The following is a 26206-nucleotide window of genomic DNA, read 5'->3' as shown; positions in this document are numbered from 1 at the left end:
GGCTATCGAATGACTTATTAAGAGTATACGAGGAAGAGTTTAATCTACAAATAAATAGAACTAATGGTGGGCATCGTCGCTACACGGAAGATGACATTAATAAGTTTATATCTATTAAGAAGAAGATCCAAGAACAAAATTGGAGCTATAAGAAAGTTCGCTCTTGGTTAAATGGTGACGAGCTTCCAGTAGCATTAGAAGAACACCAGGTTAAAACAAACCTAGAGAAAAAAGTAGAGTATCAAACAGAATTAATTCAAGATTTGACTGAAAAGTTGGATCAAAGTATCAAACTACAAGTGGAAATGGTAAAACAAATGCATGAGCTAAAGACCGAGAAACAAGAGCTTGAGCAAATTGTGGCACGTAGAAATCAGGATCTTATAGATACTTTAATTCAAGAAAAAAGAAAAGAACGTCAAGAACGAATTGAGACAGAATCAAAAAAATCATTCTTACAAAAAATATTTGGAAAGTAAACTTTGAACTAGATTCTAAGTTTGGTTTATTTAAGTAGCAAGTCTAAAAATGGACTTGCTACTTTTTTATTTTGATAATTTTAAAGATGTTATTTTTTAAATGCCTATGAACCTATTCAATTATTAAATATCGACATTAGATTTATATAAATATAGAAGAATTTTAACAAAGATAAATAACAGTTTAATTTTCAGTTTAACTTTAGGTTTAAATTTAGAAAGGTTTTAGAAAGATATATGTAGCTCTAGTGTGACTTAAGGTTTAAAAAATAGTTTAATTCTTAGTTTAACTTTTAGTTTACATACCATTTCCATTGTGATATAAATAGGTTAGGTGAATTTTTCCACTCTCAAGAATTAATAAAATAGATGGGAGTTAAACAATGAATAGGGATCACTTTTATACGTTAAACATTGCAGAAATTGCGGAAAGAATTGGTAATGATGATTGTGCCTATCAAGTATTAATGGCATTTATTAATCAAAATGGTGAAGCGCAAATGCTTAATAAAACGGCTGTGGCAGAAATGATACAGCTAAGTAAACCTACTGTTTTTGCAACCGTAAATAGTTTCTATTGTGCAGGATATATTGATGAAACTAGAGTAGGAAGGTCCAAGATTTATACCTTATCGGATTTAGGCATAGAAATAGTAGAATGTTTTAAACAAAAAGCAATAGAAATGCGTAATTTATAAGTATAGGGGAGGAATTTTATATGTTATTAAACAGTAATGAACTAGAACATATCTATTCAGCTAACCATAGTGTAAATGATATTAGTATTCGATGGGGAGTTATTGGTGCTGGCCAAAAAGGTAATAAAGAGGCTGATTTATTCGCTGGTTACAAGTTTTCGAATGGAGCTAGTTGCTATCCGACATTAGCTGTTAACTTTGCAGAGTCAGATATGATGCATTTACAAAATATTATTAAAGAAGATCGTATTCATTTTGATGGTTTAAAGGGAGCTGCACGTACACCTGCTGTTGTGACTGACTTATTTGACCCGGAAATTAATCCTAATGCTAATGGATACCTTGATAAATTAGCACAAGAGCTAGGTCGAAAGTTTACAAATGAAGAGGGAGAGGTAATTGTAGACCAATTCTTAATCTGTCTTGGAGCTGGTGGTGGCGTTGGAACAGGTTGGGGTTCACTTGTTTTACAATTAATTCGTGAGCAGTTTTTCCCTTGCCCAGTATCTATGCTTATTTCCTTACCATCCGGTGATCCAGATGAAATTAACAATGCACTTGTATTACTAAGTGAAATTGATGAATTTATGAGAGAGCAAGACAGATTATTTGGAAATTCTGATCTAAAGCCATTAGCAAATGTAATCATCAATGATAATACTAAAATGCAACGGATTATTGAAACACAAAAGGGCACGAAAGACCTGAAAAATAGATATTTAAACTGGAAAGAAGTTGCGAACGATAATGTAGTGAGTACGTTACATGAAATAAACATTATCCCAGAGAACTATGGTTCTGATAACGTTACATATGACCCATCGGATTTAATAAAACTATTAAGTATTCCAGGACGTTTCTTAACAATTGGAAAAGCGAGAATTGCTAAATTTGATTTACATTCACTTGGAAATAGTATTAAGAGAAGTTTAGAAGAGGGATTCTTCTCAGCAGAACATCAATTTGAAACAGCAACAATGTATGGTGGTTTCGTTTTAAGACCTTCTAACGCAGATTTCTTCAAAGATGTTAATACGGAAAATAAGATTCGTAATACCTTAGGAGAGTATAAAAGATTGGATGAAATCGCTGGTAAATTTGGTGATCCAATTTGGGATAATGAATATGCGGTTTGCTACACTATATTTGCTGGTATGACAATGCCTAAACGCTATATATCTCTTGCGCGAGAAGGAAAAGAGTTGGCTGAAAAACAAGAGCAATTAAGAGAAGAAGCACAACGTAAACAGGACGAAGAAAAAGTAGATATTTCTTTTGCAACGAATCGTGTACAAAAGAACACATTCAATCCTTATAATAAAAACCAAGGATTTGGCGGGGCATCAAGATTCAGTGGTGGTAAAAACTCTGCATTTAAACGTCAGACTAGTGAAGTTACTACAACACAAAATCAACAAGAAGAAGAGAATATTATTAGCACTCTTAAAACTTCAAATCCATTTAAAAAACGTTAAAAAAAGCGGGTCTAAACGACCTGCTTTTTTTATTAAAATCACAACCGATTACAATAAAAAACTACAATGCACAAATTAGATATCTATTATATTTTCTGCATGTTTAACACAGATTTATATAATGTGATAGTTTAAATAGATTGTTAGGCCGTCCTAACAATTTTATTTCAATCCTTTATCCTTTAAAAAATTGTTCGGTTAAAACATGTCTTCCGTCCGAACAATTTTAAAAGGACCAAAAGACTATATAAATCAATGTTTCTAGCAGATTTTTAGGAAGAGAAGTAATCCAAACTTCAGCGTACGAGTTTTAGTATCTAGATTCGTGCAAATTCAGTTTAAACTTTTCATAATTTACAACAAAATTTTGCTGTAATAAGATATATAGAAATGGTTGTTATTTATTGAAAATAAATTCGAGTTATGGAGTTGTATATAATGAAAAGTAAAACGTATAAATATACAAGTAAAGGCACACAGAAATCTTTTCGTTTAAAAGAGGCTGATATATTTGTATTCACATTTTTATATTACAAAAGGCATCTTACTACACGACAAATTACTCAGCTTTATAGTGCATTTGAAGGTAGGGATTTTTCTGAGGATAGTGTGTTTACAAAGCTTAATCGTTTTTCAAAATACGGTGCTATCTTAACTAAAAAAATTGATAAAAGAGATGATAGTATAACCAGACGTGCGACATTCTCCTTAAAAGATAGAATGGTCGATTACCTTCAAGAAATAGGACGGATTCCTACAGGATCTTCAAAACGTAGATATTCTTCTTCAATCTCGTTACATACACTCTGTTCACGAGAAACGTTAGTACGTACACTTTTAGAAGTATCGAAAAAAACCAATACAAATAAGTTATTATGTGAGCTAGATATTCGCTCATATCATCAAAAACAAAAGAAAACAGAAATTGAAGATGCAGGTTTACTCTTAATTCCCGATGAACACATTTCATATCAAGACAAAAATATTTACATTGAAATGGATATGTGCAAAGAAACGAATGCTACCTTAATTGAAAAGGTGGGGAAGTATATTGAATATGCACAAAAAAACAATGAGAATATAACTGTTGTTTTTGTTATGTATGACAAATCGATGTTTCTTGCAGAAGATGCTGACCCACCATACGTACGTATGAAAAATCTCTTATTTTCTATGCGAGAGTATCATGAACTTTTAATGAATCTTCCAAATCTAAATATACACATCTGCTCTTTGAAAGAAGCTGGAGATGTTATTTCAGATATCATTCTAGGAATAGATGATAATCAAAACTTTGAACAAGATATTCTTCAACCTTTATCTCAACGTACAGTAGGAGATGCTGACTGGCGCTACGCATATGTTGAAAAAGTCCAAACATTTAAGGAAACAATAGATGGCGGTCTTAGACGAACGTATAGAAGAGATAAAGATGCTATGCAAGATTTCTTCTTTATTTTTGGGAATGAAAATGATTACCGAATGATTGCTAGATTAGACGACGTTGTGTTTTCAAGAAGAGAAGGCGATGAAGGGGTGCCACTTGTTGTGATTTATCCAAAGCGCAACAAGGGTAGAGATATACTTTTAATGGACACTTATGACAACGTATTACTGCTATCCCTCCAAAATGAAGGTGTTACTATCGACGCAGATGAACAGATCATGGCACGTACTGCAAATAACATACATCCGAAAAGACGCAAGCTTGTTGAATTATATTAATCATTAATTTTTTATATACTTTTATACAATTTTATTGATTTTTATTATTTAAGGTGATAGAATTACGTTTGAACTAAACACAAAAAACTACAATCAAATCAGAACATATGAAATTAAGGCAAGCGACACACGCTGTTTTTACAGTGGGTGTCGCTTGCCTTTTTTTATATGGAGAAAGGTGGAAAATTAAAATGGATTTACAATATGCAACTACTACAACTGAGGGAGTGCTCTCTGCTAGAGAAGCGTTTAAAAACCCTGAACTAGTCCTCAAACATATGACAGAAGAGGGCGCAACGTTTAGCGTTTCTCTACAAGATATCCAGATTCCAGGAAAACCGAATTACTATTGGTATGATGTAATTATTGAAACGGCATCGAATAAAAAAATAGAAGTAAATATTGCAGTACTTTCCCAAGAAGAATATAACCAACTCTGCGAAAGAGATAGTATTGATTTATATTTAAAACAAACTGAAGACGCAGCAAAATTCTTTTTTGAAAAATCAAAGGAATTATTCCAACCAGAATTCAATAATAGATTCAAGTTTAAACATAAAGCTCAATTATATCTGTAAGCGGTAGGTGAGCCTATATGCAGACATTTAAACAACGATTACCGTTATTTACTACAATTGGCTTGATTAGCGGATTTATTCTTTCATTTGGATTTGGTTTAGTAAACTACATCAAGTTACTCTACTATGCATTTGAACCACCGTCTTATCCTATAGAAATTACATATGTACCGCTTATTTTAATGTTCTTCTCTTTACTTTTAGGAGAATTTAGTTTTAGGTTTTACAGCCGTATTCCTGCTTTGCATGTGAAGAATGGGAAATTAATAATTTTGATTGCTTCTCATATTGCAGTTGATATTCAATTTTTATGGTTTGCAACTGCTCCGATTCATGCAAAGGTTATTCCGTATCTTACAGATAAATCAAAGCATGTTAATTTTGGGGAGTATGAGGCCATAGGTCATGTTTTAACAGGGAATTTTCACACACTCACTATGATTTTTGTCTTTTTACCTACAGTTTTTATGATCTTGTTTACACTTTGGTATAGTGGTCATATTGTTCGTTACAGAGAAGAAATATTAAAGTGGGTACAAAAATACGAATATAAAAATCACAAGTTACAAAAATGGTTTAATAGCCAAGAAGAACAGATATACCCTGATGTGGAAATTGGACCGCATATTGAGCATAAAGAAATGGTCCGGATTAAGGGGAAAGATAGAACGTTAAATGGTATCATTATTGGTCCAATTGGTTCTGGTAAAACATCAAGTTTAATTATTCCTATGATAAATCAAGATTTACACTGGATGGTGCGTTTCATAAATAAGTTCGAAACTGCGTATAAAAAGAACGATTATGATACAGAAGAAGTAAAAGGAACATTTTTAAATGGTGTCACTGTTATTGAACCCAGTAATGATTTATGTCAAAAGGTATATAAATTAGTTCAAGCACATAAGATTCCTGCAAGCTCGGTTTACTACATTGATCCAACCAATCCTGATACCAAAAATATAAACATTCTGCGTGGACCGGTTGATAAAGTAGCAGAAGTTTTCGCAATGGTTATTCAAGGTTTGTCTGAATCTAACAATGCATTCTTTGAACAAGCGCAGCGTAACCACCTTAAGCAACATATTTATTTATTAAAACTACATAACCCACAAAAAGATGTGACCTTTGATGACTTAATAGATATGTACGTGCGCCCATAAGGGTAGATTTAGAATTGATTAAATAGCACTAATCTAGGTTAACTCACGAAAGACCTATTACCAATCACCTCACCTAGAAGGGAAACCTAAAGGGGAAAACAGCATGGTGATAAAGTCATAAGTTGGTCAACTACTAAGATCACGACTGAATGGCAAGGTAAAACTCATAAATAAGGATGAAGGCTACACTGCTTGAATGATAGACCAAGGGTGGTCAGCGATACGAGTAATGAAAGGTAGTTGATACATTACTAGGGAACAAGGTTATAAAGAGGATAGTTTAGGTCGTACATATAAACTATCAGTGAGTCTCTCCCTCCCAGCCACAGTAAGTGGAAAAAGGTCAAACGTCACATCCGACATTATGAAAGCTATTCTTTATCTATCTAAATGGGGATTGCCTAAGTTGGGATGCCACCGGCATACTTGCGAATTTGGCTATGAAGAATGACACCAAGTTACTAACAAGGTGTGTGACTTCTGAATACCCAATAAGGCAACGGAGCCTTCATAGTAGTCCGAGCTAGGGAAAGCCTAGTACATGGCGAAGGAAGGCAACTTATCCGGTCTAAAACAAAATTGGAAGGTGTGTGAGACACAATGAGAAATCCAAATGCAGTATTAGACAATCTGAATAAAAAAACAACTAACCCAGCTTATAAATTTGAACGTCTGTATCGAAATCTATATAACCAGGAGTTCTACTTTGCAGCATATCAAAAAATATATGCAAAAGAAGGGAACATGACTAGAGGAACAGATGGGCATACCATTGATGGTATGAGTTTGGAACGTATCGATAAAATTATTGAAAGAATTAAAAACCAAAGTTATCAACCAGCTCCATCTCGCAGAGTATATATCAATAAGGGGCAAAATAGGGGAAAGAGGCCTTTAGGGATACCCTCTATAGATGATAAATTAGTTCAAGAAATCGTAAGAAACATCCTAGAAGCTGTTTTCGAACCGACCTTTTCTAACAATTCTCATGGATTTAGACGTAATCGCAGTTGTCATACAGCACTAACACAAGCAACTAAAATCTTCAAAGGAGTTAAGTGGTGGGTAGAAGGTGATATCAAAGGCTTCTTCGACAATATTGACCATCACATTTTGATTAAACTGCTAAAAAGAAAAATTAAAGATGAAAAATTCATTAATTTAATCTGGAAATTTCTTAGAGCGGGTTATTTAGAAGATTGGAAATTCAATAATACTTATAGTGGCACTCCACAGGGAGGAATAATCAGCCCAATTCTATCAAATATTTATCTAAATGAACTTGATAAGTATATCGAAGAGTATAAAACACTATTTGATAAAGGCACACGCCGACAAAACAACATAGTATATACCCAAAAATATAAGCGACTTTGGTATTTAAAAAAGAAATTCGCAGATAGAAAAGTACTGGCTCCACACAATGAATTAACTGAGATTACAAGTGAAGTGAAAAGGCTTCAAAAAGATATACGTACAATGAGTTCAGTAGAATTAATGGATTCTAGCTTTAAGAGAATTCAATATGTACGATATGCCGACGATTTCCTAATAGGGATAATTGGTTCAAAACAGGACGCAGAAGAAGTAAAGAAAGACCTTACGGCTTTTCTAAAGAATAAACTAAATCTTGAACTATCATCAGAGAAAACACTCATTACACACGGCAAAATGAAAGCGAGATTCCTTGGATACGATGTAACTATAAGTAACCTTCAGGCTGTATACAAAGGCTCAAACAGTAGAATAGCCAAAAGGTATGCATCAAACAAGTGCGAAATTTACATGCCTAAGGAAAAATGGATTGGAAAACTTAAGGAGCTCAAAGTTCTTAAAATCGAAAAAGATAGTAGTTGGAAGTCTATTCATAGGGCCGAATTAATAAACTCCGACAATTTAGAAATTCTAAGTATATACAATAGTGAAATTAGAGGTTTATATAATTATTATAAACTAGCAAAAAATGTACACAGCCTACAGAAGTTTCGCTACATTATGAAATTCAGCATGGTAAAAACTTTTGCAAACAAATACAAACTATCAGTCAGCAAAATAATGAAAAAGTTTAATCATGAAGGCAATTTTAGAATTTCTTACACGACTAAAACTGGTCAGAAGCATAGATATTTCTATAATGAACCTTTGAAAAGAGTTTATGAAAATCCAACTACTAATAAAGAAATAGATATCGTTCCAAATACTATGATATATGCAGGACGCAATAGTCTAATCAGACGCCTTCAGGCTAGTAAATGTGAGTGGTGTCAAACTGAAAACACCGCTATCGAAATGCATCATGTTAAAAAACTCAAAGAACTAAAAGGAAAACAACTTTGGGAAAGAATCATGATAGCTCGCAACCGCAAAACACTAGCATTGTGTAAAAAGTGTCATGTTGACCTGCACGCTGGAAGGTTAGATTGAAATTCAGAGGATAAGTGGAGAGCCGTATACATGGAAACATGTACGTACGGTTCGGAGGGGAGCGTTTGAAAACCTATCACAGTAATGTGAAAAGGCGTTGGGCGCTTACCCTACGACGATGTAGAACGTGTTCACCGTATGCATAAACTATTAAAGGTACAGGTCGAAAAGTTATATGATTTTGTTCAAACCGGAGCTGCTTCACGTGACCAAAAAAACGAATATAAGATTATAAAAGGAATTGACGAGTGGTTTGGTGCGACACGTTTCTCTATAAATAGTTTATAACTATGAAATGAGAAGACTATCTAGATTAACACAGATAGTAATAACTGATTTAACGAGTGAGTGGAATGAAAGCCTTCATGTTGAGCTGAAACACTCCCAATAATACTCCTACATGCAGAGAAAGTTGATAGACTGCACTGTATGAAGCTAGGTGAAGACGCATGAAGAAAGCCTAAGTACATGACAACATGTATATGGCAATTGATAATGCGGTTGGCTATAAACTAATCATGGTGAGAATGACCAACTGGTCTGACGAAGATACGAATGTACGGGTCTAAAATTCGAATACAGTGAAAACTGTATCCCTTGTATGGGGTAAGTCAACGAAAAGTAAGAATCGAACCTATGAAATTCGTACTATGTAACAATGAACATAGAGAACTTACAGGCCTATAGTATCCACCTAAAATTAGATGTACAGCTAGTTAAATCGGAACGTGGGAAGCGAGAGACAACTATTTAAACCACTATCTTGGGGTTGGTTCATATAAGGTATAAAGCCGAAATTGATTTACTCTCGTGAAAGCAGGGGTACAGTACCGATGAAATTATGGAAACATAGTGGAGGGATAACCCCGAGTCATTAAAGAAATTAAACAATAGTAACCAAATGAAGTTCATAAGGTCGAGTATGATGATGGGACTTTCCAAAAGGAAGGAGCAATATATCCATCGATGAACGCTACACTGAGAAACAGCGAGTACTACGGTATGCAATCCACCTTTGACACGCTATATGAGCGCAGTAAATATAACTGCACAAAAGGAATAGGATTATATGAAATTATAACATCAAAAGAAAATATACTACTCGCATACCGCAATATCAAAGCCAATACAGGCTCAAAGACAAGAGGTACAGATGGAATAACCATAGATAATTACAAAATGAAAAATGTAGAAAACTTCATAAAGGACATTAGAACAGCTTTAAATGATTATAAACCTCAAAAAGTACGAAGGGTAGCGATACCTAAAGAAAACGGTAAAACAAGGCCTTTAGGTATTCCTACAATGAGAGACAGACTAATCCAACAAATGTTTAAACAAGTTCTCGAACCAATATGTGAAGCAAAATTCTACAATCATTCCTATGGATTTAGACCTAATCGAGCGACAAAACATGCAATAGCTAGATGTCAATCTCTTATAAATAAAGGGAATAAACATCATATAGTAGATGTAGATATAAAAGGTTTCTTTGACAATGTAAATCACACCAAGCTAATAAAACAGCTATACAACATTGGAATAAAAGATAACAGGGTGCTAAGCATTATTTCAAAAATGCTTAAATCACCGATAGAAGGCGTAGGTATACCTTCAAAAGGAACACCGCAAGGTGGTATTCTATCACCACTACTATCGAACGTTGTACTGAATGATCTAGATTGGTGGATCTCGAACCAATGGGAGAACATGGATACGAAACACAAGTACACAAGCCTTCACAAATATAGAGCACTGAAGTCTACAAAGTTAAAAGAAATGTTTATCGTACGATATGCAGATGACTTTAAAATCTTTACAGATTCTCACGAATCTGCAAAGAAGATATTCCATGCGGTCAAAGAATACCTTGAAAATCACCTACAGCTTAATATATCAAGAGAAAAGTCAAAGATAACAAATATTACAAAGGGTAAATCAGAATTTCTAGGATTCAAATTAAAAGCAGTTAAAAAGAAGAATAAATTTGTTGCTAATACTCATGTTTCAAGTAAACAAATAAAAACTATTTTAGCTAAAACCAAAAAATTAATCAAAGAAATTCAACATAAACCAACTGTAATATCTGTCAACAAATATAATCAATATATATTAGGAATCAAAAACTACTACCGAACTGCTACGCATGTAAATTATAATTTTCGCCTAATAGCCTATCGTCTATCACGAACCTTATATAATCGACTTAAAAACCATGTATTTGAAAAACCAATAAACCCTTCGGTTTTATATAAACGACTTCATAAAAACAACTATAAAACATACAAAATAATGGGAGTCTATTTATATCCAATAGCAGATATTCGAACTGAAAATGCAATGAATTTCAGTCAAAATATCTGTAATTACACCACTGAGGGAAGAAAAAATCACAAGAGAATTAAACAAAGTGTAGAACACGAAATTAATAAAATGATGTTCACACAAAGAAATGACAACTTGGAGTACGAGGATAATCGAATCTCTAGGTACTCCATGCAGTTAGGGAAATGCTCAATTTTGGGAACATTCCTAGAAGCTGGAGAGGTACATTGTCATCATGTAACCCCCAGAAAATTAGGAGGAAAAGATGACTTTAAAAACCTTGTGATTGTTCATAAATTAGTTCATACACTTATACATGCAACAAAGAAAGAGACGATTGTTAAATATAAAAACTTACTTCAATTGGATGGAAAACAATTGAAAAAACTCAATATGTTTCGTCAGAAATGTAATTTGGATATTATTGATTAGTTAATTTAATGATGGAACGCCGTATGCGGTGAAAATCGCACGTACGGTGTGGAGCAGGGGAAAAGGTGGAGAGTGCCTCAAAACCTTACCTATTGCTATATAATACTATTCGTGAAAAGATGGATTTTCAAGGGGAACCAGCAGTTTATAAATCAGGAAAATACCGCGGACAACCGATGCATTATGACAGAGAAGAAGAATATGTAAAAGGTTTACGCAACATCTTAAAAGATTTAGCTTCAAACGTTTTAATACGTCGTGTTTTGTTTGGAAAATCTGATTTTGATTTCGATACACATTTGGAACAAGGTGGTATTTTACTTGTGAATACTGCGAAAGGGGAATTAGCAGACCTTTCAAACGTATTAGGAAAATTTGTATTGCTGAGTATGCAGAATGCGGTATTCCGTAGGGAACCAAACGTCTCGCCTTACCATCACATTATTGTGGATGAGTTCCCGGATTATGGTACGCCAAGTTCTCCTATAAACGTAGCGGCGTGAAATGGAGGGGCTGACTCTTACACAGCCTAACTATTTGTTCGAATTTTATGGGTGAAACTCCCATTCTAGGATAATAGCTCATTAATCCTAGCCATGATACCCCTACATGCGCTAACTTACACACGAGTTAGGGTCTGAAGTTAGGTAAGGTCGTAACCTGATGGCACAACTCACTAATGCCTATATGGTGCGGTGGTCTTTAAAAACATTCCAATGGTGACGAAAGGAATCCATGTTTTGAAGCGTCGTGAGGGAATCCCTTCTTAACGTGAGCAATCGGAAGGAATAACGGGAACAAGGAGAGGCTCGAAGTTCTAATCCTTGCACATAATCGGTTTCGTAATTACCGATTATGCTGAACCAGTATGTTAGAGCTACTCAAGACTGGTGAGTACCGTCGGCGTAAAGTGGGCACCTAAAGGAATGTAAAAATAAGGGATAGAACAAATGGAACTTGGGAAGCTTGCATTGCCATAGGGAGTGTGATCCTGCTTGAAACAATGCAAGTGGCAGCGGTCTCGTAGTAGTGAGGAAGCGGAGTAATGTCCGTGGAGCGAAGGGGACCAGTCGATTCAGAATAACAATGGATATTTCAAATGTCTATATGAACCTCTTCTAGAGTGGGAATTAAACAGCACATCGTTACAATCGCTTGAATAATGGGGAGACGTAATGAGGATTAAAGGACATTTGATAGATAATGAAGCACAGCTCCAAGATAAGTTAGACCTAATATACAAAAAGGCCAAAGAAGATAACTCTTCTTTTCATGGCATGATAGAACTAATGAAAAACAAGCAGACTATTAAAACGGCAATTCACAACATTAAAAGCAATCGTGGGAGTAAAACGGTCGGAATTGACAAGAAAGACGTGAACTACTACCTGCAAATGGAAACGGAACAGCTTATCAAACTCATTTGGGAACACATAGACAACTACAAACCTAAACCCGTTCGAAGGTATTATATTGACAAGGGCAATGGTAAAAAGCGTCCTTTAGGGATCCCAGCCATGATAGATAGGATAATCCAAGAAACAGCAAGAATGGTGTTAGAACCCATAGCGGAGGCGAAGTTTTTCAACCATAGTTACGGTTTTCGTCCCTATCGTTCATGTCACTATGCAATAGGCAGAATCTTGAATACCATTTCTAGGTCAAAAACATACGTAGCCATCGAAGGTGACATCAAAAGTTTCTTTGACCATATTAACCATAATAAACTTGTTGAAATAATGTGGAATATGGGCATAAAGGATAAGAGATTCCTAACCATTATTAAGAAAATGTTAAAAGCAGGTGTACTAGAAGATAATCAACTTTTCCCTACGGAGTTGGGAACTCCACAAGGTGGAATTATATCTCCCCTGCTAGCTAACATATACTTAAATAACTTTGACTGGATGATAGCTAAAGAGTTCGAAGAACACTACGCGCGTTATACTGTTAAACACGCTTTCAGTACAGGACTTAGAAAAGTAGTTAGAAAACATAAGAAATGTTTTCTTGTTAGATACGCTGACGACTGGATAATTCTATGCGAGGATAAAGTACAGGCAAGAACACTCTTGACTAAAATCAATAAGTATTACAAACATATACTCAAATTAGAATTATCAAAGGAGAAAACATTTATTACCGATATGAGAGAGAAGCCAGCCCAATTCCTAGGATTCGACATCAGAGCTGAAAAGATGAGACTGAAAAACCGTATTGCAGGAAAAGCTATACCGAACAAAAAGAAATTAAACTCTAAAATGAGAGAAATCCTTCGAGATACCTACAATGTTCGGAAAACAACCAGCTCTCACGATGTTGCCGCCCAAATAGAACTTATTAACACCAAAATTATTGGTATTAGTAATTATTTCCGTATAGGAAATTCTGCTAGAATTTTCGTTAGATGCGATGACAAAATACGCTATACATTCTACAAGTCTATTAAGAACAAACATGGTGGAGGAGTATTCGAAAAAATGCTTACTCCAGCTGAAAATCTTGATAATCGTAAAGATAGGCATAAAGGGCATAAAACCAAAGTACCCTTCGTTGAAGTTGATGGAGTTAAGATAGGATTAACCAAAATGAGTTTTACACCTAGTACTAAAGCACTCCTATACAATTATGATACGACCCCCTATACACAGATAGGAAGGACAATTTATTCGAGAAGACATGGTAAGGTCGATAAGAAAATGAGACCAACCATTTATTCGAACGACCAAATCAACCAAATGGTCTTGTATCAGATGCTTAGACAAACTAAAAATAAACGACTCTATAACTTTGAATATATACTTAATCGCGATTATGCATATAATCGTGACAAAGGAAAGTGCCGAATATGTAAGACAGGGTTGATTCCAACTAACATACATTGCCATCATGTTAATAATCGACTACCTTTAGAGAAAATCAACAAACTCAGCAATCTTGCCACCCTGTGCATAAGATGCCATAAGCTTATACATCAAAAGGACTTAGAAGACAGTATCTTATACAAACTACCGAAACTAAAGAAATACCGTGAGCTGCTACACATTTGAAATATATCTCATTGTTCACCTTATCTTAATCGCGAGGCAAAGAATAAGGATGATACTAACTAAATTTGTTAGGGGTTATCAATCTGAACCGATGGAACGCCGTGTGCGGTGAAAGTCGCACGCACGGTGTGGGGCGGGGGAAAAAGTAGAGATAACTTCAAAGCTTTACCTATCGCGACCCGTAAGGGTTAGTAGCTACCCCAGCCCTCTCGGGCTAGGATGCTACACATTTGTTCGGCCGTTTAAAGAATTCCCTGCTCAATCTCGTAAATATAAAGTAATTCTAACAATTGCTAGCCAAACACTATCTCAATTAGCTCTCGACTTCACAGAGCAATACATGTTTACCTTACTAGGCTCATTCCGTAATAAAATGATATTTGGAGATGTAACACCATATGATGCAAAAATCTTTTCAGATATGTTTGGTGAAAAAGAAGAATTTAAAGAGGCAGAATCTGAACAAGGTATTTCACCTATGCAAGACAATCCTGTTAGTCGATTAGGATCAACCTATCAGAAAGCAAAAGAAGTTGTTATGTCACCAGGAGATATTATGGGACAAGGTGCATTCATCTGTGCAGCTCGTATTGTACAAGATAATCATGTGCAACCTGTCCAACAAATTACGAGTAACTTTGTACCTAAAGAAGAATTCGCGCATGCACTAATACAGGTAGAGGAGCGAACAGGCCAATATTGGGAAAATGAACGTCTTCGTCTTATTAATGAATCTATTGCAAAAGCAAATCCTATGAAGCATGTAGACGCAGAGAACATGAAGAAATTACAACCTTTGCCGCCTATACAAGAGGATGAGATCAAACAGAATAGCTCTATAGAAATAAACGAAGAACAACAACACATTGTATCATTGGATGATTATAAGGAACACAAGTCCCAAGATGAAATTCTATCTAATGATCCTGCAACTATGAACCACCAGATAGATATTGATGATGGGGCTGAAAATAAGTTGTATGAAGAAATTAAGGAATTTATTATTGAATCACAACAAATCTCACCTTCTCATCTGCAAAGAAAATTCAGGATTGGCTATATGAAGGCTATGCAATATATTGAGAAGTTAGAACAAAATCTAGTTGTAAGTTCTTACACAGGCGATGGTCCTCGTAAAGTTTTAATTTCAAATCATAATAGTCAGCCCGAATTAGCAAAAGGTCCCACTGTTAATGCTACTCATTCATTAGATAAAAATTCAGAGAATACTATCTCACAAGGGGTAGCGATTCCAATCGAAGACAGCGTGGCTGCGGAAAAGAAGAAAAACAAATTTAAAGATATTTTATGTAATGATGGAGCAGACTTTGTGAAACAACCAGGAGATAGCGAAATACCGGTAGTAGAAGAAATGCCAATAGAACGTGTGAGTCATGATATAAAAAATGCAGTAGCGGAAGAAATTATTGAGGAAAGTATAGATATAGAATTACCTCATATGGAAGATTGCCATGATATAAATATGGAGGTAGCAGAACTGAACAAAGAATTATCTATTACTATGCTAGAGCAAGACTGGAATAAGGATTCCATCATTCATTCCGGGATTCCCAATGATCTTGAACCACTACTAGAAGAATTCCCATCTGATGGACTTCCCGTTCCAATTATAGAGACTGCGGAAACAAATATAGAATCTACTTCAATTTCAGCTACAGCAACAGAGTCAGACGAAACACATGTAGAAATCAATACGATTCCAATTACTGAAACGCTTAATTATACAGAAGAAAATAAACTTGATGAAGATGTAGCAAGAGTTTACGAATCTATTAGTATTACAGTTCATGAAAACTTAGAAAAAAATAAGGAAGACCATTCGAGAAATGATGAAAAGCAACCTGAACATAAGCGTATGAGTTACAAAGAACGCCAAGAGCGCTTAAAATCCCAGCAAAAAAATAAAAATAATACTACGCAGCCAACGCTTAATAAAATTGAGAAACCAAAGCAAAAAACATCAAACGCAATGAGTAAAGAATTGAATAATTTCTTTGATTAATAGTTTTTAAACCTCAAATTAAATCTAGTGGAACTACATTCTAGATTTTGATTTGAGGTTGGTAAATATACAAAAAGTAGCAGAATACGGTTAGAAAAACTATTCTAGATTTTCTTATAAGAGATAACTGCATACTTTAAATTTAAAAAGGCATAGTTTCAAATATGAGACTATGTTTTTTTATTGAGAATTCTAATTATATATTTTAAAATCACTACATATAAATTTTTTTATAATTCCTTAAATAAATTGAATCGGGTGAACATAAGTGATGAAAAATGAATATATAAAAGTGATGGCAATAGAACAGATGTATCTATCAGCAATGTGCTTAATACTAGTGGGAAATGAAAAGAGTAAATTCTCGACTGAACAATCATTAGAAATAACTGAAATAATGGAGGTTTCTAGTAATGAATTTTCATCTATTGTAAAGCTTTTTCAAAAAAATGAGCAGCGTATTACAAAAGAATTAGAACAAGGGCCAGCCAATTTTAGTGCGGTAAAGGAAAAGGAATTCGAAATAGAAACATCCGCTGCCTCAACACTTGTATTATTATTAAGCAGACTAGAGGAAACCTTAGCAAGTTTGTTTGATGTACTCACTAAGTTTGATTCTAATCTCCCCAAAGAATTAGACCTGTCTAATTCTTGCATGAATGAGTACCTTAATTTCTTTGAGAAATATATAGATAATAGAGAAAAAAATTTCATTATCGGAACAAGGAATCACCAGTTACTTACTTTTTGGCAGAGATTAAGAGATAATATTGTACATAGAAATAATAAGTATGATAGAGATATCTTACAACTTGGTAGAAAACTAAAAATAAGCATTTCCTATGATCTAATAAAAAATAAGTTCAAAATTCAAATGAGAGATGTAATATTATTGGCTGAACTTTGTGCTTTGATTTTAGAGAAATGTATTATTAATGGATTATGTAGATATTTTGGCATTGATGAATGGGCAGTTAAAAATCTTAGAATGCGTAGTGAAAACGCACGTGTAAATCGAGAATTACAATTATCGCATTTTTAATTAATGCACATTAAGGATGGGGTTGCTATGACTGCTATAATTAGAATCCCCAAAATCCACTTGTAATCAATCTAAAATTATTCTTGCATTTGAGTAAAAATACCATTATATTTATATTAACAACTATATAAATAAATCATATTTTACGTGAAGGACACACCTTACGTACCATCCCAACGGTACAGGTGTGTCCTTTTTTACGTTCTAGGAGGAAAAATGTAATGGCAGAAGACAAAACAAACACTCAAACTGTAGAAGAACTTGGAATGGTTTTTGAATCAGAGAATCCACACGGTGACACACTGTTAGAATCAAATTTTAATCACTTCGAGCGAGTACGTGAACATGAATTAGAAGAATTGGCCCGCATGAAACGTGAACGCACTGTAGGGAAAGGTTTAATTACAGTCGTATCTGAAAAACTATTCCCGACTAAAAACGGAAAGTCTGAGCGTATACAAGTGCTTACAATGCAGATTGGTACTCATACAACAGCATATTGTCCAATTACAGAGGCAGGTATAAACGTTCCTAAAAACCCTCAATGGTTAGTGGGTAGAACAAAGCCTGTTATTATTGAACACTTCCAAAAAACAGAAGAAGGGAACTTTGCCGTTGTATCTATCACGGCAGGGGAGTTAGCACTTCAAAAAAGATTATATGAAGAAGTAACAGCGCAAGAAGGAAATAAGGTATACACAGGAACCGTATCAGGTCATATCCCATCTGCACAAACTGTCTTAGTTGAAATTCATGGCGTAACAGTTGGGGTAAGGTACTCACACTGGTCTTATTCATTCGTTCGTCCGGAGGATATCGTCATTGGTGATGTAGTAGAACTTATCATCGATAAAGTAGTGGAAAAAGATGGCCGTTATGAATTTAGAGGAAATAAAAAGAAACTAGAAACAGATCCAATTGAAAAACTGTTAGAACTAAAGAAACGCCGTGATCGCTTTGTAGGTAAAATAGTAGGGGTAGATGCTATTGCTGGGATCTTCGTAGAGGTTGCACCAGGTATTCAGTTTAAAGGACTTAAGAGCCGTAATCTTGCCAATCCAACTATAGAAGATGCAAAAAATCAAACGATTGTTACATGTGAGCTGCTTAATATCGACGCCAAAAATAGAAAAGGAACAGTGCGTATCCTAAATTATCCGCAGGGACAAAGTAAAAAATCTAATTCGTCAATTTTCCAATTTTAATGGATGACTATGTGTACAATAGAGAAACAATTGTCTACTTATGTCCCTTCTATTCCTCATTTATCAAGTGAGGATGTACAGGGACTTCAAATATATCGAATACATGAACTGGATAAATCGTATGTATTCCATTCTTTTGACGAATTGGTTAAGTTTAAGCAGCGTTTAACAGAAGAACAGTATGCCATACTTGCTTTCATTGGTGTTCATACATCCGTTCGATTTAATCATTTATTATATTTATTCAAGGATAGATATTCACGTAAGAAAATAAATGATGCACTTCAAGGATTACTTTACTATCGTCTAATTGAAAAATGGCAAGTTGAGAATTTTGATATGGAGATCTTTGAAGAAACATATACGTTATCCGATAATGGTTATAAGCTATTAAAATACTGGCAAGGAAATATGTTTTTCTTTGCTCCAGAGCGAATTGATAATCACGGTAAATATGTTCACCTACGTTATTGGCATGATATAGATCTGCTTTGCCATCTACGCTATGCTCCATCCTTTTTAGGGCATATTATGCATCCATCCATTAGTAAAGGGGTTTTTACCCCTCCTTTAAGTTTTTCAGTGCAAGTGGGAGTAAATCAAGAGTTTAATTTTGTTGTCTACTCCACCCTATTAACAGATAAAAAGGATCGCTTGAAAAAGATTATTGCTAGATGGAAAGATTTCGTAGAGTCAGGTAAAGATATTATCATGAGGGGGTTGGGGAATAACCCTACAATTTTAGTTGTTTATGTTTCTACTATTCAGCAAGCACAGCGTATTAATAAAGAACTGTTATTAGATTTAATTCCTGGTAGAGTTTTATTATGTATAGGGGAGACCTTACATGTACAAGGATTACAACATGCATTCTATCAGCCTCTTGCAGAAGGGGAGATTAAGCAATTAAATACAAAGTTATTTACAACAAACTAAGCCATCCTTATAAGCACTTAAGGTTGGCTTTTTTACCTTTATTCAGGGAGATATTAGAAATCTCAGGGTGCATAATTCAAATAATTTTAATGGCATTTATAATCAAAAAGATTTTCTTTAAGTATCTTTTTTGTAGATTTAAAAGGAATGAAATACTCAAAAATAATATGCTAAAGTTAATTATCCTATATCTGCCCCTATACAAATTAAGGATTTTACGAAATAATATTCTTTGACACCTTTATACAAAATAACAATATATACAAATATAACTATTTGTGTGAAGGAATATATTTGAAAGGGGTAAAGCATTGCTACGTATACAACGAGGGTACATGTATGATCCAGATGATAATGAGGTCATTGTGAACGAAATTTTCTACAACGCTGCATCCGAACAAAAGTTAGGAAGCAAAATGAGTGTGTTTGCTGCAGAAAAACTACCTACTTCTATTTTTAAAAATGTTCAAGAAAGTGAAAGTATGTCCTATATGGAAAGTATGGAAGTAGACGAACAAACCATTCCAGAAATACTTTGTTATTTAGACCAGAAGCAAAAGCCAGAAAAACTTTATTTTGAATTGCAGTACATGAAGTAACGCCAAGAACTGAAAATAAGAAGGGAGTTATAAACGTAGAAACAGAGGTATTATTATATGGTACATAAAACCACTACATATAATTTTCCTTCTTATTTTTGTTTGCTTAAAAACAATTGAATATGATATAAAAATAGATTAATATATAACTATATTTATTGTTTAATTGATTCCGTTTATTCCCACACCTTTTTTGTGTTGTGGTTGAGTTGTAGAAGCAAGTTGCGTCTTGTTTCATTTATGAAAGGGCTTCTTTGAGCCGATTAGTGTATATATAGCTTATTTTGCTATGCACATTTTTAATCGACTTGAAGAAGCCCTTTTTGTGTTGTCTTCAAGTTTGGAGTTATTGTATAGCCAGCACTTTAGGCAATTATTTTATTACTTAGGGGGAAACATCATGAAAAAATCACAAAGAAAATTGCAAAATGATGCTCATTTACATGACATTATTGAAGAAATTAAAGAACTAGCTAACCCTTTATGGATCAGTTCTGTATCAATGCTGCAAGCGCACAATAAAAACTTCAATACGAAAGCTACGACATTTAAAGATATTACTATTTCTGATTTAAGGGACTTGAAAGTAAGCTTAAGTCTCATTTACGCAGCAAGGAATATCAGTCATACAAGTATAGAAGTGTTGAATCAGCGCTTATCCATTCAATCGGGAAAGAATATTACTTCCTATGAGGATTGGCTGCTTCATGAAAATAGAGGGATTATTTGTGAAATGATTGATGAATTTCGAAAGAAAGAGAGGATTCACCCAGATTCGAAATACCAATTAATGTAGGGGGATTATTATGACGAATATGGAAAGTTTACAAGCCGAATTTCCATTTGAACAATTAGGTTGGAAGATTACACATACATTCGAAAGCAACGGGCGTTTTTTCGCGTATGTAGCTCCATTTGTTGACGCACGCGCCATTCAGGACCGATTTGATGAAGTCTTTGGTATTGATAAATGGCAAGTGTCTTATGAAAAATGGGGTGAGAAAGCAACGAAATGTACCATTTCAGTGTTTTTGAATGAACGTTGGATATCAAAAGAGGATGGCAGTGAAGAATCTGATTACAATGCTGTAAAAGGTGGATTTTCCAATAGCTTAAAAAGGGCAGCAGTCCTTTGGGGCGTGGGAAGATATTTATATAATATAAAACCACATAAAGTAGAGCTTACTACACATAGTAAGGGTAAAAATGATATCTATGTTTCTTATCAAAAGAAAGGGTATTATTTCACACCACCTACCATGTTACAGCAAAAGAATAAACAAGGTTGTTCACAGAAAGAACCATCAAATGCCCAACCAAGTCTAGGGTTATTAATTCGAGACATGCAACAGCTAGTTAAACCGTTAGGAATTACATCTAGGGATGTTTTGCTTGCCTATAATCACAATCATAATGCACAGGCTAGAACATTCGAAGATACAACGACTGGTGGATTAGAGGATATTATAACTCGTTTGCAGTGGATTCATGAGGCCATAAATATTAGCCATGGGAATGAAAAACAGCTTAGCCGCTGGTTATCTACCTATATATCCGGCGATATTACGTCCTTTAGAGAGTGGTTACTTCATGATCATACAGAAGCCATTCACCAACTCATAGAACAGTTAAAAAAACAACAAAGCGCGTAAAGCTTTGTTTTATAGCAGGAAGACGAATGAACAGGATATGAGGTCTGTTCTTTTTTTATTACTTTTTTGGAGGGATTTACTATGAATTTTAAAATTAACCGTACTTTATTTATTGAAAAATTAGAGAAAGCTAGCGCTACTGTAGACATTAAAAGCCCAATGCCAGCATTACAAGGTGTTTTATTAGAGTGTAATTCAAAAGGAATGATTCTAATGGGTTCAGACGGTACAGAGACGGTAACATTAGTGACACGCTTTAACGTAAACAGTGGGGATTGTACTGAACCGGGGAAGGTGCTTTTTGCGGCCGCTCCGGTTCTTAAAACGATTAAGAAATTCAAAAGTGAATTCATCGGTTTAGAGCATACAAACAATGAGCTGAAAATCGTAGAAAATACGAAGAAACAATTTAGCTTTTGTACCATGGATCATGAAGAATATCCTGAAATTAAAATCGAATCAGGAGAAGACTGGATAACGATGACACAAGAGCAATTTGCAAAAATTGCTAGTAGAACCTTACATGCTATTGCAGTATCAGATACACGAAAGATTTTAACGGGTTTAAATTTAAAATCCATGGAAGGTGAGCTATCATGTACTGCTACTGATTCGTATCGTTTAGCGAGGTTACGTTTTGAACGTACGCATATTCCTGCTGCTAAAGATGGTGAAGTCATCTTACCAAGTAAATCCCTTAAAACGGCGTTAAAACTATTTAATAGAGAATCTAAATTAGAAATGAAATTGATTAGTGACACGCAACTTCTTATAAGAGGGGAGAGCATTATCTATCAATCTCGATTATTAGCCGGAATATATCCTGATACATCAAGGATGATACCCGATTACTCAGATATCTATGTAACTGTAGAACGTAGCGAGTTACAAAATACATTAGAACAGCTGTCGGCATTCTCGACATTAGTAATGTTTACTTCAGAAGGAACAAAATCTTTAAGAATTGAACCAAAAAACTCACAAGTAGGAACTGCGAGTGTGGAAATTCCATGCGATCAAGAAGAGACATTTACGTTTGCTTGTAATGTGGAATATCTGCTACAAGCACTACAGACAATACCGTCTGAAGCAATCACGATAAAAATAATTAATAACCAGAGACCTATTGTGATAGTGGGAGCAGATGACAAAACTAACTCTAATCTGCAGTTAATTCTACCGGTTCGTGTGTAAGGGGGCATCCAAATGAGTATGAATCACAGTGACTTCTTTGACTTATTACAGTCAAAAGAAGTCCTTCTTAATAATCAAGAACTTCGTCAATCCTTTGAATCGATTATAAATGGATTTATTGCGAATGAAATGCCTGATTTAGAAAACATACCATTAGAACATATAGATGAATTTGAAAAGCAATTTGAGCAGCTACGACATTATGTCACGTTTTATAGTGGTAATTCATTTCGTATAAATGGTCCAGATTGTGAATTAAAAGAAATGCTACATTTACATCTTTTCACTGAACAACTAGAAGATGTAGAAAAGCAGGGGCTAGAAGATGAAATATTTATTTAATCAAGGAAATGAGATGAAAGTATACATTCGGATACTACGCATACAAAAATTAATTCGCAAATATAACATCCCATTCTTAATCAATATCAATGATTTTCACAGGGACAAGTTGCATATCACAAGTGAACTATTATTCGAATCGCTTGCGCGTTTTAATGAGCAAACACGTATATTTTGTCACTTTGCCTTTGGAACTGAAGAAGACCTGTTAGATGGGACGTTATTTAGCTCAGAAGACATGTATTCGAATTTCGCTTCGGATATTAGTTCTATGGCTGCGGAAGGATGTTACTTCGATACAGCTGGTTACTATTTATGTATAGGCTCGGAACATATAACACAATCTGATTTTCAATTCGTGTTACATGAATTTTCTTTTAACACCTATCAAAGTGAAGCGTATCCCAGCCATATTTTGATTGAATTTCTAGAGGATGGTTATGAACAGTACTCATTTGATGAATGGGTACTTTCTTATTATGAAATTATAATCCGTCTTGCGGCAATGATTCGAGAAAAGACGAAGGGGAACCAGGTATGAAATTATTATTTACATACAATCACCAGAAAGTAAGAAAGTATCTACTTTCGTTAAAAATACAAAAGGATGCTCACTTACTGCATGACTTACTTGCAGATAAGAAACATGAAGAAGAAATCTACATATTAGATTGTTTAGAGCACTCAAGAGAAATAGACTTCAGCAAGATTTCAGAACAATCCATTCAACAAGTAATGGCTGCCGTTTCTTATTTAGAGGAAGACTCCAATTTCCCAATTGATTTAATTGATTCGAAAACTTTACTTGAAATAATTATGCTTGCGGAAAACTCTTTAGATACTGATCTTTCCTGCTTCTATACATCGCAATTGTATCTTATGGAGTTATTTATGCGTATGTATAGATTAGGAATTCCCGTATCAGCTTATTTCCCGACGTATTTAGAACAAGATAATTTCGAAGAATACGATTGTGAGGATTCATTTAAAAGCTGGGGTGATGACTTAATTCAAGATATGAAATTACATCACGAAGAGGTAGATAGCGACGATAAAGATACTCTAATCAAATATTCGAATCTATTTCATATATCCATGGATGAATTAAACAACATTGTTGATAATGCATGGAGTCCAATTGGTGAGATATTTTCCAATATAAATATAAAGGATCAAAGTTTCTTTCGTTCAATCCAAAATCAGTTTGATATACGTATGCTTTACCAAGCTGAAGAGGAAAAAATCTATCTTTTCTATGATGATGACACATACTTTCCAGCAATCAAACGAATTGAAATGTTACTTTGTATCTTTGAAGAGATACAGATGGTTAGTAAGAGGAATGTATAAATTAACAAACCTTTAGAGGTGATATTATAATGCGAAAATTATTTAGTTCTGAAACGCATATATCAGTTCCATACTACTTGCTATGGATGAAGTTAAATAAAACTTATAGCATTGTAAATCTGGAACACATTAAACAAAAATACCAAGAGGAAATATATATATTAGAAAGCCTTTCAAAAGATATAGAGATAGATTTCAGCAAAATCTCTCATGAGGCAATCGGTAAGATCCTAACTTGTGTGGACTTTTTAGATACGAATCAAACATTAAGTTGGAGGGACATAGAATCCACGGATACGATTGTTATCTTCTTACTTTCCATGAACCTATTACATATAAATCTATCTTGCTTTTACCCGTGTCAATTTCATTACTTACATTACTTTAAAAGGATGCATTCGCTTTCGAGTAATGTAACACAGTATTCTCCCGTGTACTTGGATCAAGAGAATATTTATGAATTAGACCATGAAGAAGAATTTGTGGAATTGGGAACGGACATGATCGAAGAGATGGGCTTAGAAGTCTTTCCTATTGAAGAAGAAGAGTATGAAACGCTCTCTACACTATTCGACATACCATTAAATGAAATAAAGAAAGTAGCAGAGGAAACATGGGGTGCTATAGCTGAAACAATAGATGGCATATCACCGAATCATAAAGAAAAAATATCTAAATTACTAGATTGTTATCCGGTGCAGTATTCTTACCAAATTGATGAAGAATCTCTTTATCTCTATTATGGCGAGGAACCTTTATACGGACCATATAAATTTGAGATGTTACTAGATTTATTGGAAACAATCTTTAAGCAGGGGGAAACAACACATGAAGACAGTAGCAATATTTGATGCTTTAGAGCCAAAAGGAATTGTAACCATCCAGCAATTTAACAACGAATTATCGCGTGGAGAAACTGCCGTTACTTTTAAAGATTTTTATTTAGCTTTAAAAGAAGTGATGGAGCAAGGTACACAAGATAATACACATTACTCTAGTGGCGTACTCCCAAAAGGTTGTATAAAACACGAGGTGTTATCTAAGAGTGGTGATAAACAAGCTGTTTGGATTGAAGTACCAAAGGCTCAGTGGGATATTCATTTTTTTGAACGGCCGTTTCAACAAGTAGGCTTTCCACGTCTATTATTTCGTTATACGGTGTATCAAAAACGAGTTACGAATATCTCTGTCTTTGCTGTAAAAGAAGATATGGAGTTAGAAGAAGGAATGAAATTATATCAATTTCCTTACTCTAATGTTCATGCTAGTGGATCTGTATGTACGGGTAGAGTTGTAATACCTGAATTCCGGACTTTAAAAGATCTAGAAACATTTCACGTTCTATTCTTTGCAAGTTCATTCAACCATGACCTTACATATACTCATACGGAACCAGTAGGAGAGTTATTTAAACGATTTGAAAACCAAAGGTTTGATGATTCTATTCTAATAGAATCGGAAATTACTTTTTAATAAATAGCAGGATTATATATAAGCAAACATACTAGGAGGAT

The 26206-nt window shown here is 34.4% G+C and carries 21 protein-coding genes and 3 pseudogenes; all 24 read left to right on the top strand.

Annotated elements, in window-relative coordinates:
• Window positions 1-479: MerR family transcriptional regulator (locus tag QCI79_RS32990; protein WP_353842273.1), on the top strand; the 479-nt coding region annotated here is incomplete at its 5' end.
• A gap of 383 nt (window positions 480-862) precedes the next feature.
• Window positions 863-1177: a helix-turn-helix domain-containing protein gene (locus tag QCI79_RS32985; RefSeq protein WP_001078054.1), complete on the top strand. Its 315-nt coding sequence runs from the start codon at window positions 863-865 to the stop codon at window positions 1175-1177.
• 20 nt (window positions 1178-1197) lie between these two features.
• On the top strand, window positions 1198-2652 hold the full coding sequence (locus QCI79_RS32980; RefSeq protein ID WP_000926087.1) for an FtsZ/tubulin family protein: 1455 nt from the start codon (window positions 1198-1200) through the stop codon (window positions 2650-2652).
• Between the two features lie 438 nt (window positions 2653-3090).
• On the top strand, window positions 3091-4377 hold the full coding sequence (locus tag QCI79_RS32975; protein WP_000837863.1) for a replication-relaxation family protein: 1287 nt from the start codon (window positions 3091-3093) through the stop codon (window positions 4375-4377).
• A gap of 191 nt (window positions 4378-4568) precedes the next feature.
• Window positions 4569-4955, top strand: coding sequence for a hypothetical protein (locus QCI79_RS32970; protein WP_000365741.1), 387 nt, complete (start codon window positions 4569-4571; stop codon window positions 4953-4955).
• 17 nt (window positions 4956-4972) lie between these two features.
• Window positions 4973-6106, top strand: a pseudogene (locus QCI79_RS32965) (conjugal transfer protein TraG); the annotation flags it as partial.
• Between the two features lie 612 nt (window positions 6107-6718).
• Window positions 6719-8542 (top strand): reverse transcriptase/maturase family protein, encoded by a 1824-nt coding sequence (locus QCI79_RS32960; RefSeq protein ID WP_001245659.1) that lies wholly within the window; start codon window positions 6719-6721, stop codon window positions 8540-8542.
• A 111-nt stretch (window positions 8543-8653) separates the two neighbouring features.
• Window positions 8654-8806, top strand: a pseudogene (locus QCI79_RS32955) (conjugal transfer protein TraG); the annotation flags it as partial.
• A 702-nt stretch (window positions 8807-9508) separates the two neighbouring features.
• The gene (gene ltrA / locus QCI79_RS32950) at window positions 9509-11299 is read left to right on the top strand and encodes a group II intron reverse transcriptase/maturase (protein WP_021728816.1); all 1791 of its coding nucleotides are present in this window, start codon (window positions 9509-9511) and stop codon (window positions 11297-11299) included.
• A 65-nt stretch (window positions 11300-11364) separates the two neighbouring features.
• Window positions 11365-11802 carry a hypothetical protein gene (locus QCI79_RS32945; RefSeq protein WP_023901723.1) on the top strand — a complete coding sequence of 146 codons (438 nt, stop codon included), beginning with the start codon at window positions 11365-11367 and terminating at the stop codon, window positions 11800-11802.
• A gap of 672 nt (window positions 11803-12474) precedes the next feature.
• On the top strand, window positions 12475-14349 hold the full coding sequence (gene ltrA / locus QCI79_RS32940; protein WP_001220498.1) for a group II intron reverse transcriptase/maturase: 1875 nt from the start codon (window positions 12475-12477) through the stop codon (window positions 14347-14349).
• Window positions 14350-14581: 232 nt separating this feature from the next.
• A pseudogene (locus QCI79_RS32935) lies at window positions 14582-16372 on the top strand (DNA translocase FtsK); the annotation flags it as partial.
• Window positions 16373-16643: 271 nt separating this feature from the next.
• Window positions 16644-17414 carry a hypothetical protein gene (locus QCI79_RS32930; RefSeq protein ID WP_000787561.1) on the top strand — a complete coding sequence of 257 codons (771 nt, stop codon included), beginning with the start codon at window positions 16644-16646 and terminating at the stop codon, window positions 17412-17414.
• 221 nt (window positions 17415-17635) lie between these two features.
• Window positions 17636-18619 carry a hypothetical protein gene (locus QCI79_RS32925; RefSeq protein WP_000796704.1) on the top strand — a complete coding sequence of 328 codons (984 nt, stop codon included), beginning with the start codon at window positions 17636-17638 and terminating at the stop codon, window positions 18617-18619.
• A gap of 9 nt (window positions 18620-18628) precedes the next feature.
• Window positions 18629-19555: a hypothetical protein gene (locus QCI79_RS32920; protein WP_000337390.1), complete on the top strand. Its 927-nt coding sequence runs from the start codon at window positions 18629-18631 to the stop codon at window positions 19553-19555.
• A gap of 335 nt (window positions 19556-19890) precedes the next feature.
• Window positions 19891-20154, top strand: coding sequence for a hypothetical protein (locus QCI79_RS32915; RefSeq protein ID WP_015406617.1), 264 nt, complete (start codon window positions 19891-19893; stop codon window positions 20152-20154).
• Window positions 20155-20554: 400 nt separating this feature from the next.
• On the top strand, window positions 20555-20950 hold the full coding sequence (locus tag QCI79_RS32910; RefSeq protein ID WP_000749569.1) for a hypothetical protein: 396 nt from the start codon (window positions 20555-20557) through the stop codon (window positions 20948-20950).
• A 10-nt stretch (window positions 20951-20960) separates the two neighbouring features.
• A complete protein-coding gene (locus QCI79_RS32905) occupies window positions 20961-21806 on the top strand; it encodes a Rad52/Rad22 family DNA repair protein (protein ID WP_000183552.1) in 846 nt (281 codons plus the stop codon).
• Between the two features lie 81 nt (window positions 21807-21887).
• Entirely contained in the window at window positions 21888-23000 is a 1113-nt protein-coding gene (dnaN, locus tag QCI79_RS32900; protein WP_001009592.1) for a DNA polymerase III subunit beta, read from the top strand.
• 12 nt (window positions 23001-23012) lie between these two features.
• Entirely contained in the window at window positions 23013-23342 is a 330-nt protein-coding gene (locus tag QCI79_RS32895; RefSeq protein WP_000062341.1) for a hypothetical protein, read from the top strand.
• Window positions 23326-23883, top strand: coding sequence for a hypothetical protein (locus tag QCI79_RS32890; RefSeq protein WP_000876126.1), 558 nt, complete (start codon window positions 23326-23328; stop codon window positions 23881-23883). Before QCI79_RS32895 ends, QCI79_RS32890 begins: the two co-directional genes overlap by 17 nt.
• Window positions 23880-24692, top strand: coding sequence for a hypothetical protein (locus QCI79_RS32885; protein ID WP_000770656.1), 813 nt, complete (start codon window positions 23880-23882; stop codon window positions 24690-24692). Before QCI79_RS32890 ends, QCI79_RS32885 begins: the two co-directional genes overlap by 4 nt.
• Window positions 24693-24721: 29 nt before the next feature.
• Complete coding sequence (locus tag QCI79_RS32880; RefSeq protein WP_001228483.1) at window positions 24722-25543, top strand: hypothetical protein; 822 nt, start codon at window positions 24722-24724, stop codon at window positions 25541-25543.
• Window positions 25521-26165 (top strand): hypothetical protein, encoded by a 645-nt coding sequence (locus tag QCI79_RS32875; RefSeq protein WP_000859310.1) that lies wholly within the window; start codon window positions 25521-25523, stop codon window positions 26163-26165. Before QCI79_RS32880 ends, QCI79_RS32875 begins: the two co-directional genes overlap by 23 nt.
• Window positions 26166-26206: the final 41 nt, after the last annotated feature.

Source organism: Bacillus cereus group sp. MG1 (assembly GCF_040460035.1).
GTDB classification, from domain to species: domain Bacteria; phylum Bacillota; class Bacilli; order Bacillales; family Bacillaceae_G; genus Bacillus_A; species Bacillus_A cereus.
The sequence above is the reverse complement of the archived record's forward strand: the minus strand, read 5'-3'. Positions and strand labels throughout refer to the sequence as shown.